13 protein-coding genes are annotated in these 16247 nt (G+C 33.6%); 5 read left to right on the top strand and 8 right to left on the bottom strand.

Features of this window, described 5'->3' with window-relative positions; genetic code table 11:
• The first annotated feature begins 115 nt into the window (after window positions 1-115).
• The 5 genes from ileS (at window position 116) to HY04AAS1_RS03880 (ending at window position 6909) form a co-directional block, all read left to right on the top strand.
• Window positions 116-2929: an isoleucine--tRNA ligase gene (ileS, locus tag HY04AAS1_RS03900; protein ID WP_012513818.1), complete on the top strand. Its 2814-nt coding sequence runs from the start codon at window positions 116-118 to the stop codon at window positions 2927-2929.
• Window positions 2930-2995: 66 nt separating this feature from the next.
• Window positions 2996-3373 (top strand): aspartate 1-decarboxylase, encoded by a 378-nt coding sequence (panD, locus tag HY04AAS1_RS03895; RefSeq protein WP_012513817.1) that lies wholly within the window; start codon window positions 2996-2998, stop codon window positions 3371-3373.
• Entirely contained in the window at window positions 3357-3710 is a 354-nt protein-coding gene (locus tag HY04AAS1_RS03890) for a rhodanese-like domain-containing protein (RefSeq protein WP_012513816.1), read from the top strand. Before panD ends, HY04AAS1_RS03890 begins: the two co-directional genes overlap by 17 nt.
• A complete protein-coding gene (locus HY04AAS1_RS03885) occupies window positions 3707-6592 on the top strand; it encodes an AAA family ATPase (RefSeq protein WP_012513815.1) in 2886 nt (961 codons plus the stop codon). Before HY04AAS1_RS03890 ends, HY04AAS1_RS03885 begins: the two co-directional genes overlap by 4 nt.
• Before the next feature lie 41 nt (window positions 6593-6633).
• On the top strand, window positions 6634-6909 hold the full coding sequence (locus HY04AAS1_RS03880) for a hypothetical protein (protein ID WP_012513814.1): 276 nt from the start codon (window positions 6634-6636) through the stop codon (window positions 6907-6909).
• Here the strand turns inward: HY04AAS1_RS03880 and HY04AAS1_RS03875 are convergent.
• From HY04AAS1_RS03875 to nuoL, 8 genes are all read right to left on the bottom strand, one after another.
• Window positions 6894-8033: a hypothetical protein gene (locus HY04AAS1_RS03875; protein WP_012513813.1), complete on the bottom strand. Its 1140-nt coding sequence runs from the start codon at window positions 8031-8033 to the stop codon at window positions 6894-6896. The two genes, HY04AAS1_RS03880 and HY04AAS1_RS03875, sit on opposite strands and share 16 nt — an antisense overlap.
• An 85-nt stretch (window positions 8034-8118) precedes the next feature.
• On the bottom strand, window positions 8119-9474 hold the full coding sequence (locus tag HY04AAS1_RS03870) for an MBL fold metallo-hydrolase (protein WP_012513811.1): 1356 nt from the start codon (window positions 9472-9474) through the stop codon (window positions 8119-8121).
• Complete coding sequence (locus HY04AAS1_RS03865; protein ID WP_012513810.1) at window positions 9471-10718, bottom strand: pitrilysin family protein; 1248 nt, start codon at window positions 10716-10718, stop codon at window positions 9471-9473. The genes HY04AAS1_RS03870 and HY04AAS1_RS03865 overlap by 4 nt, the downstream gene beginning before the upstream one ends.
• Window positions 10699-10926 (bottom strand): DNA-directed RNA polymerase subunit omega, encoded by a 228-nt coding sequence (rpoZ, locus tag HY04AAS1_RS03860; RefSeq protein WP_012513809.1) that lies wholly within the window; start codon window positions 10924-10926, stop codon window positions 10699-10701. Before rpoZ ends, HY04AAS1_RS03865 begins: the two co-directional genes overlap by 20 nt.
• Window positions 10901-11551, bottom strand: coding sequence for a guanylate kinase (gmk, locus tag HY04AAS1_RS03855; RefSeq protein ID WP_012513808.1), 651 nt, complete (start codon window positions 11549-11551; stop codon window positions 10901-10903). Before gmk ends, rpoZ begins: the two co-directional genes overlap by 26 nt.
• Window positions 11544-12938, bottom strand: a complete 1395-nt coding sequence (locus tag HY04AAS1_RS03850; protein WP_012513807.1) for an NADH-quinone oxidoreductase subunit N — start codon at window positions 12936-12938, stop codon at window positions 11544-11546. Before HY04AAS1_RS03850 ends, gmk begins: the two co-directional genes overlap by 8 nt.
• On the bottom strand, window positions 12938-14416 hold the full coding sequence (locus tag HY04AAS1_RS03845) for a NuoM family protein (RefSeq protein ID WP_012513806.1): 1479 nt from the start codon (window positions 14414-14416) through the stop codon (window positions 12938-12940). Before HY04AAS1_RS03845 ends, HY04AAS1_RS03850 begins: the two co-directional genes overlap by 1 nt.
• Window positions 14409-16247, bottom strand: a complete 1839-nt coding sequence (gene nuoL / locus HY04AAS1_RS03840; RefSeq protein ID WP_012513805.1) for an NADH-quinone oxidoreductase subunit L — start codon at window positions 16245-16247, stop codon at window positions 14409-14411. Before nuoL ends, HY04AAS1_RS03845 begins: the two co-directional genes overlap by 8 nt.

Raw genomic sequence — 16247 nt, 5'->3', positions numbered from 1 at the left:
TCTAAGTGTGCTATCAGCCGTTTTCCGCTCTTTGGCTTTCCTTAGCTCAGAAATGAGCCTTCGTCTCTCTAGTTTCTCAAGCTTTTAATAAAAAAGTATTGTAAAATATACATCTATGGATTACAAAGACACTATCAACTTGCCAAAGACAGACTTTCCAATGAAAGCAAATTTATCGGAAAAAGAGCTGGAGATTCTTAAAAAATGGGAAGGGTTGTATGAAAAATTAAGAGCACAAAGAAAGGGAAAACAACTTTTTGTATTGCATGATGGACCACCTTATGCCAACGGCAACATCCATATAGGACACGCTTTAAACAAAATTTTGAAAGACATAATATGTAAGGTAGCTTTGATAGAGGGTTTTGATGTAGATTATAAGCCAGGATGGGATTGTCATGGCCTTCCAATAGAACAGCAAGTGGAGAAAGAACTAAAAGCAAAAAAAATAAATAAAGAAAGCATGCCAAAGGATGAGTTTAGAAGACTCTGTAGAGAGTACGCTTCTAAGTTTGTAAGTATTCAAAAAGAGGAATTTCTTAGATTAGGTGTATTAGGTGATTGGGAAAATCCATACCTAACCATGGACCCTAAATACGAAGCTCAAGAGGTAAGGGAAATAGGAAGATGTCTTCAAAACGGTGTGCTTTACAAAGGAAACAAACCGGTTTATTGGTGTATATACGACAAAACCGCTGAAGCAGAAGCTGAAGTAGAATACAAAGAAAAAAAAGATATATCTATATACGTGAGATTTGAGCTTTTAAAACAATCGGAAAATGTTTTAAGACAAAAGCTAGATTTACCAGATAAACCTATTTCAATAGTAATTTGGACCACTACTCCTTGGACACTTCCTGCAAACTTAGGTGTGATGTCTTCAGAAGATATAGAGTACGTGGTTGTTGAGGAAGATAACTATCTTCTTTTGTTGGAAAAGCAAAGTCAATATGTAAAAAATAAAGAGTTTATAGCTTCTTTAAAAGGTAAAGAGCTTACAGGATTAGAATATCAGCATCCTTTTATAGAAAGAACAGGCAAGATATATCCTTCTGAATTTGTGGAAGCTGGTACTGGTACAGGCTTTGTCCACATGGCACCTGGGCATGGTATGGAAGACTATATAGTAGGATTAAGATACGGCTTAGAGCCGTTTTCACCGGTGGATGAATCTGGTAGATTTACAGAAGAAGCTCCTGAGTTTATAAGAGGTTTAAATGTATTTGAAGCGAATACTGTTATTATAGAGCACTTAAAACAAACAGGCTTTCTTTTAAAGGAAGAGGAGATTTTGCACTCTTATCCCCATTGCTGGCGCTGTAAAAATCCGGTAATATATAGAGCTACTCCTCAGTGGTTTATAGGTGTTGATAGAGCGATAACATCGCATTTCGCTTCTTGTGAAGATGAAAAAATAGATACATCTGATGTGAAAAAACTTCAAAATAAAAGTATAAGAGAAAAAGCTATAGAAGAAACCTACAACGTAAAATGGGTACCAAAGACTGGCCAAAACCGTATGCTTTCTATGCTTCAAAATAGACCTGATTGGTGTATATCAAGACAAAGATTTTGGGGAGTACCTATAACGATATTTTATTGTAAGCGCTGTGGCGAACCTCTTTTAGAATCTCATATATTTGAGCATGTGGCAAAGATATTTGAAAGCTCACCTTACGGAGCCGACGAATGGTTTAAAAAAGACGAAAAAGAGCTTTTGCCACCAGATACAGTATGTAAAAAATGTGGTTCCAAAGACTTTGTAAAAGAAACGGATATTTTAGATGTATGGTTTGACTCTGGTTCTTCTCATGCTTCGGTATTAAGACCAAGAGGTATAGAAAAAGCAGATGTTTACTTAGAGGGTTCAGATCAGCACAGAGGTTGGTTTCAAGCTTCTTTGTTGGAATCCATTGCTTCTTACGGAGAAGCCCCCTTTAAATCCGTGGTTACCCATGGGTTTACCGTAGACGAAAAAGGCCATAAGATGTCAAAATCCCAAGGAAACGTCATATCCCCTCTTGAGATTATAAAAGAATATGGGGCAGATATATTAAGACTTTGGGTTATATCAGAGGACTATACTGAGGATATAAAACTTGGAAAATCTATATTAAAACGCCTGGCTGAAGACTATAAGAAAATAAGAAACACGTTGAGGTATTGCCTTGGAAATTTATACGACTTTAAGTATGAGTTTTCTATAGCACCAGATAAACTACATCACTTTGATAGATACATGTATGCTTACGCTTCAAAGGTTTTTGAAGAGCTTTTTAGCTTTTATAAAAATTATCAATATCATAGGTTTTACCATAGGTTGATGGAGTTTGTCAGCATAGATTTGTCGGCTTTGTATTTTGATGTACTAAAAGATAGACTTTATATGTATAAAAGTGGTTCTTTTGAAAGGTTGTCAGCTCAAACGGTGCTTTATTTCTTACTTAAAAATCTTACAATTCTTCTTTCTCCTGTGCTTAGTTTCACCGCTGAGGAGACTTATTCTTATATGAAAAGCATAGAAAACCATCTCCCAGAAAGTATATTTATGAATGAATACAAAGCTTCAGATTTTACCGATGAAGAGCTTTTAAAAGACTACCAAAAACTTTTACTTCTTAGAAAAGATGTATTAAAAGCTATAGAGATAGAGCGTAAAAATGATATTATAAAACATCCTTACGAAGCAAGGGTTGTTATAAAGCCAAATGAAGAGTTTTATAAGCTTTTAGAAAAATACAAAGACTATCTTCATTCGTTTTTTACCGTAAGCCAAGTGGAAATAGCAGAAAATGATGGCGAGGAAGGTGAGTATACAAAACTCCGTATTAAGGTAGAAAAAGCCAAAGGTGAAAAATGCCCAAGGTGTTGGCTTTATGTAGAAACTATGATAAATGGCGTATGTCCAAGATGTTCTCAAAATATTTAAGATATTATATTTCATTGTATTTTTATAAGATTTTAATATAATAATATTTTACAAGGAGGTATTTCATTGAAAAGGCATATTTTAAGAGCAAAGATACATAGAGCCACTGTTACAGGAGCCAACCTCAATTATGAAGGTTCAATATCTATAGATGAAAGGCTTTTAGAGGCTGGAAAGTTTGTAGTGTTTGAGAAGGTGGATATATACAACGTAAACAACGGAAATAGGTTTTCTACCTATGTGATACCAGGAAAGCCCGGTGAGATATCCCTAAACGGTGCAGCTGCAAGGTTATGTATGCCAGGTGATATTATAATAATAGCCTCTTATGCAGAAGTAGAAGAAGAAGAGCTACATCATTTTAGACCTTACCTTGTATATGTAGACGATAAAAACAATATATTGGAAGTAAAAAGGGACATGGAGCATGTCTTTACCTTCTGAAGAAAATATATGTTTTGATAAGGTACCTTCCGTTTCAGCAGAAGAAGCAAAAAAGCTCCTAGAAAAAAACGAAGATTACGTGCTTTTGGATGTAAGAACAAAAATGGAATATAATAAATGGCGTATAGAAGGGGCTAAGCTTTATCCTCTTGATACCTTGATGAAAACTTACAAAGAGCTAGATAAATCAAAGAAGTATCTAATTATATGTTTAAGCGGTGGTAGAAGCGCTTGTGCTGCTTATGCACTAAGGCAACTTGGTTTTGAAGCTTTTAATATAAGAGGTGGAATGTTGGAATGGCCCTATGAAACAATAGGTAGCTTTGATGATTTATGAGACCTTTGGTATTGGAGTTAGAGGGTTTTTTATCTTACAAGGAAAAAACTGTTGTAGATTTTTCTGATCTTTCTTTGTTTGCCATCACAGGAATGACCGGAGCTGGTAAGACCACCATAATAGATGCTATCACATTTGCCCTTTACGGTAAATGCCCAAGATTTGAAAAAGGAGCTTCTAAAGAAGACTACATATCAAAAGGAAAAGATTTTTTTAGAGTATCCTTAACATTTTCTTTGAACGATAAAACATACACCGTGGGAAGATATTTAAAGAGCGGTAAAAATATCGTAGTTTCTTTAAAAGAAAATGGAAAAGAAATAATTACAGAAGAAAAAAATAAGCTAAGGGAAGAACGAATAAAAGAAATATTGAACATGGATTACGATACTTTTACAAAAGTGATAGTTTTGCCCCAAGGAGAATTTGCAAAGTTTATTAAACCAGAAAGCCCCCAAGAAAGAAGAGAAATAATAATGAGATTAAGCAATTTAGATAAAATAGATAAAATGAGAGAGCTTGCAGCTTCTCAAAAAAAAGATTTAAAAAATGAAATAGATTCGATATCGCTGACGATAGATAACTTAAAATCTAACCAAGAAAATGTAGAAGAGCTTCAAAAGAAACTAGATTCTTTGGAGCAAGAGCTTAGTGTTAAAACTTCAGAAAAAAAAGTTTTGTTAGAAAGGTTTGAAAAAGCTAAGAAAAAGCAAGAATTGAAAAATGAACTTAGTAAATTGATGATTGAATATGAAAATTTAGAAAACCAAAAAGAGAAGATGGAGCTTATCAAAAAGCGTATTGAGTTTTTAAAACCAAAACTTAGCCTAAAATCAGATATAGAAAGGTATATAAAGTTAAAAAACGAATTAGAGAAAACAACGCTTGAGCTTGATAAAAAAAATAAAGAGTATTTTTTGAAAGAGCAAGAATACAATAAACTTTTGATTAATTTTGAAACAATAAAAGCCGATTACGAACAGACAAAATATCAAGAAGAGCGCGTAGAAAGAGGCTATAAAATAATATCGATATTAGAGAATGCATTATCGATAGAATCTTATATAACAAACGATGAAGCTAGAATAAGGGATCTTGAACAGCAGTTGAAGACTAAAAAAGAAGAAAAATCAAAATTATTGGCTGAGATAGAACACTATGAAAATCTCTCAAAAGAAGAAAACAAAGAAGCTATTGAAAAAGATATTGAAAATCTTACAGCGATTATAAGTCAATTGGAGTTAAAAGAAAAAGAAAAAGATAAAAAACTCTTAGAACAAAAAAAACTAATGGAAGAAGTAGACAATATAAACAAAGAGCTTTTAAAATACAAAGAAGAACAAAGAAATTTAGATCAAGAACTAAACGCCAACAAGAATAACATTGTTTTATATTATAGCAACATGTTAAAAACCCTTTTAAAAGAAAACGATATTTGTCCTGTTTGTGGTGGTGTTTATCACGAAAAAGAACATACTACAATGCTAGATATAGAAGTCGAAGAAGATATCATAAAAAATATAGAAGATATTAAAAGCAAAATTGCTTTGTCAGAGGATAGGCTAAAATCAAAAAAAGAAGCGTTGGAAAAACTCTCAGAAGAAATAGAAAGCCTTGAAAAGGAATTGTTGGAAAAAGAGACTTTACAATCAAGATTAAAAGAATTAAAGCAAAGAAGAGAATTTCAGGATAATATACAAAAAAATTTAGAGAAATTAAAAAGCAAAAAGGATAAATTGGAAAATGAGATTTTGCTTTTAAACAAACAAAAAGAAGGTTTAGAAAAAGATTTATACAACAAAAAAGAATCATTGAAAACTTTAGAAAAAGAGCTTTTATCTTACGGTGTTAAAGAAGGGCATTTGCAAAATAAAAAAAATGCTATAGACCAATATAAGAATAAGTTAGATGAGATAAGAAACGAAATACAAAATAAAAGAAAGATATACGAAGATACCAAAGAAATGATAAATACTTATGAAAAAAGTATCATGCTTTTAAAAGAACAAGTATCTTCTTTGAGCGTCAAAAAAAGTACAATAAGCGAAGAACTAAATGAGCTTGAGACAAAATTGTCTTCTATAGAAGATAAAGAAAAAGTATTAGAAGAGTTAAACCGTTTAGAAAATTATGAAAGAACGTACAATGAATATATGGTAAAACTATCCAATTTAAAAGAGCAGATACAGTTAAAAGAAAATGAAATAGTAAACATAACGGAAGAAGCACCACCCCAAGAGTTGGAAAACATGTTGGAAGTCTTAGAAGAATATGTGAAAACGCTAAATCAAGAAATAGGTTCTATAAGCTCTAAAATAAATCAGGCAAAAGAAAACGAAAAACAGATAAAAGAGCTTGAAGAAACTATAAAAGACCTTGAAAAGAAGTATAATATATATGAAAGACTGGAACAAGATTTGAAAAGCGATGCACTGCAAGCCTATATATCTCAGAAAATAATAGAAGAACTGGTAAAATACGCTAACGTATACGCTTCGAAAATGGAGTTTCCATATTTGTTTAAAGTTGAGGAAAAGTCTCGTGAAAAAGATAGTATAGTAGTAGAAGACGCTTTTGGAAATACAAGGCCTATAAAATCTTTGAGCGGTGGCGAGACTTTTATAACGTCTTTGTGCTTTGCTTTAGCACTCAGCGAAGCTGTGGGTTCTAAACATCTTAAATCACTTTTCATAGATGAAGGATTTGGTACGCTTGATAAAGAAACTCTTGAAAAAGTAGGTAATGCTTTGGAGCTTTTGAGCCAAAATATAAATAAGATGGTAGGTATTATAACACACGTTGAGAGTTTGGCTGAAAAATTTCCAAATAGGTTGATAGTAACAAAAACAAAGGATGGTAGCTCAAAAATAGAGGTTGCATGATTATACTATGATGTTTAAAATCCTTTCAAGGTTTTATGTAAATGAAAATATTTGAAGGCCTAACAATAGGATTTTTGATAGGAGCTTCTTACCTTATGATATTAAGATTAAGGACGAGATTTATCTTTGGCAAGAAATATCTTTATTATATAGGATGGATCATCTCTTTGGGGGTATTTTCTTTTGTATTTTTATTTTTAAATAAGCACATAGCTTTTGATATGGTATCTTTTTTGATAGGTATTTTTATAGCCCAGATATCTATAGTTAGTTTTTATTTTTTTAAAAGCCAAAAAAACGATTATATAGACCAGTAGTTTTTAACAAACAAGGCCTCTAATACAAAGTTTCCAAAGAAAAAAAGCGGTGCAAGTACACCTATAAGCCATGGTTCATCTTCAAGCAAATAGCTTATGGCGATAAAAATAGGCACACTTATATAAGAGAGTCTTGCAAAAGCACTTGTGTTTATAAATATACCCCCTAAAGCCCATAGATATTCAAGGAGTATAAGCGTTGCAAATAACGTATAGTGTAGTGGCAATTTATCTATGGCAAAAACTATTATAAGTATGTAAGCTATCATAATTAGTAAATTTATAAAATGATCAAATTCGTATATCCCAAGGGGCGTTGAGATAGGATGAGATGGTATGTCGTGCGGGATTAGCATAAGTATATTTGAAATACGCTTTAACAACGTAGGCTTACCCCACCAATCTTGAGCATGGATAAAAGCTATTGGGTCTTTAAATTTGTAAAAGCTATATAAAACAAAACCGATAAAGCCCCAGACAGATAAGACACTGTACAAAATAGCCTTTGGATAGTCAGTAGTTTTTTTGCTTTTAACAATATCAAAAAATATAACAAAAGATAAAAATATTGCTAGAGGACCAAAAAGTGTTCCAAGCCCAGCTAAAACACTAGCCAATAGATATTGGCGTTTTACAAGAAAATAGAATACGCTTATGGCAAAAAAATTTAGAGCAGAAACTGGATATGCGGACATGCCAAAAAAAGAAGATGGGTAAAAAGCAAATAAAAGTATAGTCATATAAATGGTTGATTCTTTTTTGTTTAGGGCTTTTAAAAGAAGATAAAGCATATATATAGAAGCCCCTTGGAAAATAACAGCTGGCAGTATGTATAAAAATGATATATCTTTATCTACAAATATATGTATAAACTTCATAATGATAGAATAGCCTGGGAAAAACGCAATGGTTGGAATATGCACTGTGGAGTTTCTATAACCGTACACCGCTATATGTGTATACCAAACGGCGTCCCAGTGCATAAAATGATTAAAAAAAGAAGGTTCATACTTAAAATGCACTGGATAAGGTCTTCCGTAATGAGGTTTTAAAAGATTGGTAGAAAACCAAGCCACCATCAAAGTCCAAAAGAACCAAGATATAAAAACTACAAAAATCTGCATTTATTCTTCTTTATCTTCGCAAGAACACTCTATCGTAGACTCTTCCCAGTGTATGCAGTCGGTATCTTCAAAATCTATATCTTCTTCAAACATCTATGACCTCCTTTCTAGAAGGAATATAAACGTTTTTATTGCCGAGTTTATCTTTTAACACAAGCATTTTATCTTCTTCGCCGTGTATTAGGCATATTTTTTTGGGGTTTGCGGCATTTACCCATTCTATAAGTTCAGATTGATCTGCATGAGAAGAAAAGCCGTTTACTGTGTATATTTTAGCTCTAACGTTGATGGGTTCTCCCATCACAAAAACTGGGTTTTGTTTTTCTAAAATCCTTCTTCCCAGTGTGCCATGCGGTTGATAACCTACAAACACTATAGCGTTTTGCTCTTTGTAAGCGTGGTGTCTTATGTGATGAAGTATCCTACCACCGCTTAGCATACCACTACCAGCTATGATAATAGCTCCTTCTTGGATATCGTTTATTTGCTTTGATTCTTCTACATCTCTTACCATAGTAAGATAAGGAAGGCTAAAGGGGTCTTCTTTTTGCATAATATCGTAAGTTTCTTTTCTAAAATACTCTGGATTTCTTAAAAATACCTTTGTTACACCTATAGCCAATGGTGAGTCTAAAAATATTTTACATTTTGGCAAAGAACCTTCTTCGTAGAATTCTCTTAATACATATAGTATATCTTGGGTTCTTTCTAAGGCGTAGCTTGGTATTAAGACGTTGCCATGTGTTATAGTATTTTTTATAATCTCTTTAAGCTCTTCTTTTGACTGGTCAAAGCTTTTGTGAAGCCTATCACCGTAGGTACTTTCCATATAGACAACGTTTGCTTTTGAAGGAAGGCTAAAATCTCTAACTATAGGCTTACCTTTATTGCCTAGATCTCCAGAAAAAACGATTCGTTTATCTTTATACTCTATTTCATAAAAACAAGAACCCAATATATGTCCAGCATCTTTAGGCGTTACTTTTGCCCCAAGTATATCATAGGTTTTATCGTAAGAAAATGTAGGTTCAAAATGCTCTAGAGCTTCAAAGACATCATCCTCATCGTAAAGAGGTTCTAAAGGTATTTCTTTTATAGTGCCTCTTTGAAACCTTTTCATATGGGATTTATAATTTTCAAGCATTACTTTAGCAGTATCTAACAGCATAAGCCTTGAAAGTTCATAAGTGGGTCTTGTACAGTAAATTTTACCTTTAAATCCATTCTTTATCAACATAGGTATACGACCACAATGGTCTATGTGAGCATGTGTTAAGAGCACAGCATCTACTTCTTTTGGATCAAAACCAAGTTCTTCTGACTTTTCTTCGTCAACACCTTGAAAAAGCCCACAGTCTATAAGTATCTTCTCATCATCCAATATAAGCATGTGAGCACTACCAGTTACCGTTTTAGCAGCACCATAAGATATGACTTTCATAAACTCTCCTTAGGATGCATAATAAGTTCAACGTAAATATCGTCTTTGAAATACCTATCTAAAAGCCTTAATATATCATTTTTATCTACGTTATCTATGTTGCTTTTGAAATATTTAAAATAGCTTATATCCTTTACTACCGCAGAAGAAAATCCCATTAAATCCGCTTCAGATTCAGGATTTTCCAATACAAAATCTTCTTGGTTTAATATTTTATTTTTAGCTTTTTGTATGTCTTCATCTTTTAGATGAGATATTTTTTCTAAAAGCTCAAACACTTTATTTTTAAAAGTATCTACTTTATTATAGTCAGTTATTGCAAAAATTGTGTAGTTGTTATCTTGCTTGTGAGCACCGTCCTGACAGGAAAAAGAATAAACTATACCCTTTTCTTTTATCTCGTTATGCATAAGTGAAGTTTTACCACCAGATAGTATCTGATCAAATACCACAAAGGGATAATATATTTTTTCACCTATAGCTGGAGTATCCCAGCCTATAGCGTAATAGGTTCTATCTATCATAGGATCTTCTAAAACTTCTTTTCTTGGAAACTTCTTTGGCGGTTCAGGTACATATATAGAAGGTCTAGTATTGTTTTTGGGCTTTTGAGAAAATAGTTCGTATATAAAACTTATATCTTGATCTGAAAGATTACCAGAAACGCTTAGTGTCATATTTAAAGGTTGGTAATATGAGTTGTAAAAATCAAGAAGCATATCTTTGTTAAAGTTTTTTATAGTCTCTTCATAACCAATAATTGGATACATATAGTTTGATACTTTATAAAAAAGCCTATCAAAACGTTCAAAAAATCTATTTATTGGGCTATCCATTCCTCTTTTTAGCTCTTCTATTACGATGGGTTTTTCCTTTTCAATCATATCTTCTTCTAATTTAGCCCTTAAAGTGAGACTTTCTAATATATCTACGGCCTGTTTAAGGTAGTTAGATGATATGTTTATATAATAATATGTAAAATCTTTTGAAGTGGCAGCGTTTATTTGGCCTCCCAACCCTTCTACTAAAACGTCCAATTCTCCATATTCATACTTTTCTGAACCATTGAAAAGCATGTGTTCAAGGAAGTGAGCCATGCCTTTTTCTTTGTAATCCTCATAAGACGAACCCACACTAAACCAAACCTGGATGGAAACGGATTCTACATCGGGTCTTTTCCTTATATATACTTTCGCACCGTTTTTTAATTGTTCATGGATTATATCAGCTATGTATTTCTTCATTTTCTTCTGTTATTTTTATTTCCATGTCGCTATCTGCAAGCCTGTTTATAGCAAAGAATGTTTTTTTGATAAGCTCTCTTTTTCCTCTTATAAAAGAGCTATCGTCTTCTTGCATTAATTTTTCTGTATATTTAACAGCTGCATGTACAAGCTCGTATTTGTTGTTAACTTTTTTAAGGGCTTCATAAATCTTTGGTCTCGAAGACATTACACTTACCTCCTTCTAAAATATTTATTATATCATTTCCTATGTGGTCTTTGTGCTCTAAAAAGTATTCTCTTCTTGATTTGTTGCAATAAATAATAGATTTAATCATATTTACAGTCTCATCCACGTATCTATTTACTACAATAAAATCAAAATACTTGGCACAAGATATCTCGCTTTTTGCGGCTTCAATTCTATTTAAAGCGTTTTGATCTTCAAAGCCTCTATTTTTAAATCTTGCATAAAGCTCTTCCAAAGAGGGAGGCATTAAAAATATCAAAAGAGAAGAAGGGAAAAGTTTTTTTATATTTTTAGCGCCTTGTACATCTATTACGAGTAAAGCATCGTATCCTTTTTCTATAAGATTTTTAATGCTTTTTATAGGAGTTCCATAGTAATAACCGTAAACGTTCGCATATTCAACAAATTCGTTGTTTTCTATCATACTTTTAAACTCTTGCTCAGATAAAAAGATATAATCTATACCGTCTTTTTCGTTGGCCCTTTTTGGTCTTGTGGTTGCAGTAATTACCCTTTTAAGCGTTTTAAGCTCTTCTAAAAGTTTATAGGCTATGGTGGTTTTACCAGCTCCAGATGGTGCAGACAATACTACAATGTTACCCATGAAACATATCTTTTAATATTATATCAAACAATATGTTTGGGAAAATTCCAAAGAAAAAAACAATTATAAGAAAAGCGCTAATTCCTATTGTATCAAATAAGTTAAGCGACAACGACATGTTGTCCTTCGTAGCAGGTTCTTTAAAAAACATATAAACGATTAATTTTAAATAATAACCGGCAGCTATAATACTACCTATAACAAACAAAATAGCAAAAAACCAAGCGTTGGAATTTACAAGACCTAAAAAAATACCTAACTTACCTACAAAAGTAGCAAAAGGTGGTATACCTATTAATGCAAACAAAAATAAGGCTAAAGCGGTTGCCAAAAAGGGACTTCTTTTATAAAGGGCTCTGTAGTTGCTCATGTCATGGGTCCACGATTGGTTTTTTTCAAGTATAGAAAGCACCAAAAAAGCACCTGCTGTAGCAAAAGCGTAAACTATCACATAAAATATTGTGGAGCTTACTGATAGCGGATTATATCTTGAAAAACCTATAAGGAAATAACCGGCATGACCTATTGAAGAATAAGCCAACATCCTTTTGGCAGAATTTTGAGCGTAAGCTACCAAGTTTCCCCAAAACATTGATATAACACCTACAATACCTACTATATAGCTAAAATTGTTGGTTACAGGGAATATATAACTTGCCAACAAAAATAAAACCGCATAAAATCCTATTTTTGGAACTGTAGATATAAAGGCTGTGTTAGAAGTAGGAGCTCCTTCGTAAGCGTCAGGCGTCCAGAAATGAAAGGGCGCGGCTGATACTTTTAAAGCAAAAGCTACAAACAAAAACAAAGATGCCAAAGCAAAAGCGGTGTTATGGTTAACGGATACACTTATAATATCAAGATGAGAAGTAGCCCCTATATAAAAGGCGCTTCCAATACCAAAGAATGCGGTAGTCATGCTCCCAAGCACAAGATATTTAAAAGATGCTTCTTTGGATATGTAGTCATCCCTTAACATACCAACGGATATATACATGGATATAGATGCAAGCTCTAGTCCAGCCAATATTACTGCCAGATTTTTAGAAGATACCATTATCGAAAGACCTAAAGAAATAAGAAGAAACGTATATACATTTTCTACGAAAGTTTTTTTGCTTTTGAAAAAACTTACAGAACTAAATATCACAAAAGATGTTAATATATACATTACACCTTTTAAAAGTAAAGAGAAAGCATTTATATCAAGCAGCCATTCATTGAAACGATATCCTGCCAACGAGTATTTAATAGCCAGCACGCCGCTTATAAAGCTTATTAAAAACCCGAGAAAACCTATAAGGTCAAAGCTTGGTAAGAATAGTTCTAAAATTATCAAAAATATTATGCCTACGGTTGTGATGATGTCAGGATACAATGCCTTCATTAAAATCTCCCTAAAATAAGCTTTGATGTTTGAGAGACTATGTTAACAAAGTTATATGGCATAATTCCCATAATAAAAGCCCCAAAAAGTATTAGAACAAAAGGTATTATGTGGTGAAGCTCCAAGTCCATTGTATGTTGAAGTTTTTGGATTTTAGATTCTGGTAAAGAGGCAGATTCAAGCATTACATTCTTATACATATACAAGAAATATGCTGCGCCAAGCACCATTCCTACACCAGCAACAATAGCCCACATTGGGAAATATTTGAAAGTGCCAAGTAGTATTAAAAACTCAGAAACAAAGCCAGAGAAACCAGGAAGCCCTATAGACGCCAAACCACTTATCATAAATAAAATAGCAAAGTTTGGAAGATATTTGGCTATACCGCCTAAATCCGACATCTCGTAAGAGTGAAATCTATCGTATATAAAACCGGCTGCATAAAATAGGGCTGCGGAGCTAAGTCCGTGAGCTATCATCATATAAGAAGCCCCGTTTATAGCGCTTACGGAAAGGGCAAATGTTCCAAGAGTCACCATTCCCATGTGGCTGATTGAAGAATAGGCTATTAACTTCTTTATGTTTGTTTGAGATATAGCCATCATAGCAGCGTAAATAATGGCTATTATACTAAGCACAAACATTACAGGAATAAATATTTTGGAAGCTTGTGGGAAAAGTGGAAGAGAGTATCTTACAAAGCCAAAAGTACCCATTTTTAGCAAAACACCCGCTAAAACTACTGAACCAGCCGTAGGAGCTTCTACGTGAGCATCTGGAAGCCATGTGTGGACAGGCCACATAGGTACTTTCACTGCAAAACCTATACCAAAAAGCACAAAAAGTATTATTTGAAGCCAGAGAGGATAAGCTATGTGTCTGTGAAAATCATATTCAAAAGATATATGACCGCTTATGAAATAACCATAAACTATCATTGTGGCTAAACCAAGCAGTAAAAATAAGCTACCGAAAAATGTGTATATAAAGAATTTGTTGGCAGCGTAGATTTTTCTATCATGTCCCCAAAAACCTATTATGAAGTACATAGGAACTAGCATTCCTTCCCAAAAAAGGTAAAACAAGAATAGATCAAGGGCAGAGAACGTGCCAAGACAAGTGGTTTCGAGTATTAGAAACAATGCGTAAAAGAGATTCGGTTTTTCCTTTACTTTTATAGCCCATATAAAAACTGTAAAAAATATAAGAGCGGTGAGAGTAAACAAAGATACGCCAAGCCCATCTAAGCCAACATCGTAATTTATACCAAGGGATGATATCCATGGTACAGTGGTCCTATAAAGAAAATGGTGAGTATTTGGATTAAAGTTAACAAGTAGTATAACGCTTAAAGCAAAAACGACCCCTGATATTGCTATAGACACTACCTTAGTAAGCCACTCATTTCTGAAAAGAGACACTATAAAAGCGCCCACCAAAGGTAAAAATATAGCGATGTTGAGAAGACTAGCCATTCAGTATACCCCCTTTTAAGATTACTAAGATTAAAAGCAAAAATACACCAAGAACACCATAAAGCATATACAAAGCGTAGTAATTTAACTTACCATTCTGAAGCCTACTAATGGGTTTACCGTAATTTGACGTAGCACTTGCCACCCCATTCACAAATCCATCTATTATTATACGATCTACTGCTTTATATACAAGCCTTGATATGACAAGATAGCCTTTTGCTATTATGTTGTGATAGATATATTCTGTGTAAAACTGGGACTTCATAAGAGTATGTATAGGTTTAAATAGTTCATAAAGGATATTTGGATCCACAAACTTTTTGACATACAAAAGATAAGAAAGAGATATGCCTACTATAGCCACTGTGATACCATAAATAGAATGTGCTAAGAAAGAAAAAGGTGCTTCTATAGGACTATTCATATAGGAGAAATAGTTCCAAAGCAAAAACCCACCCATAAGCGATAAAAAGCTTAGTATAAGCATTGGAAAGCTCATTATAGGTTCCACTTCGTGAGGTTCTTCATGGTAGTGTCCTTCTCCTAAGAACACCACAAAAGCTTCTCTGGTTATGTAATAAGCTGTAAGCAAAGATGTAATGAGTATTAAAGTAGCTACAAGTGTATTTTTATCCATTATTAAAGATACTATGGCATCTTTTGAGAAATAACCGGCAAAAGGAGGAAAACCAGAAAGTGCTAAAGCACCTATCATAAAAGCTCCAAATGTAATAGGCATGTATTTCTTGATACCGCCCATCTCAAATATATTCTGAGTATGATGATGAAGCCCTGTTATCACAGCACCGGCTGCTAAGAATAAAAGAGCTTTAAAGAAAGCGTGTGTTGTAAGATGAAATATAGCTGCTGTTGGAAATCTCATACCAAGGGCTGTAAACATGATTGCCAACTGGCTCATGGTAGAAAAAGCTATTATCTTTTTTATATCATCGTGTACTGTAGCTACCAAAGCCGCGAAAAGCATTGTAACAACACCTGTTATTGTTATGTAGCTAAGCGTTGTCGGAGATAAAGAAAATATTGGATAAAGTCTCGCCACCATATAAACACCTGCAGCCACCATTGTAGCAGCGTGTAGAAGAGCTGATACAGGAGTTGGACCGGCCATTGCGTTAGGAAGCCAGGTATGAAGAGGTATTTGCCCTGATTTGCCTACAGCACCACCAAAAAGAAGAAGCGTTGCTAATGTAATACCAGGAACATAACTGGCATTCTCAAAAAGTTTTGGCAACGACAACGTCCCAAACAACCAAAAGGTGTATATAATGCCTAAAATAAAAGACCAGTCTCCTATTCTATTCATTACAAAGGCTTCTAAGCTTGCCTTTGTAGCAAACTTCTCTTCATGAAAGTACCCTATCAAAAGATAAGACGCAAGACCAACGCCTTCCCACCCAAAGAACATAAGTATAAGAGAATCCCCCAACAGTATAAGAAGCATTGAGAACAAGAATAAGCTAAAGTATGCAAAGAATTTAAACGTCCAGTTGCCAAAAAGATACCTCATATAGCCTATTGCGTATACAAATATAACACTGGCTACAAAAGTAACCGTAACTGTAGTGGTAATAGATAGCTTATCTATATATATGCCTATGTCTACGGATGTGTTTGATATCGGTAAGAATTTGTAAAATACTATATCTTCAGGACCTTTCATAGAAAGCATGGTGATAAGAGCCACTATAAAGCTCAGTACACCAGCACCAGCGTTTATTACACCTGAGGCAAAATCACCTATACGTCTTCCAAATAGTCCTATCGTTATAAAAGATAACAGTGGGAAAAGAAGTATTAGAGATTGCAT

The organism is Hydrogenobaculum sp. Y04AAS1 (assembly GCF_000020785.1).
GTDB lineage: Bacteria > Aquificota > Aquificia > Aquificales > Aquificaceae > Hydrogenobaculum.
Note: the sequence above shows the minus strand (reverse complement) of the source record. Positions and strands in the feature narration are given on the sequence as shown.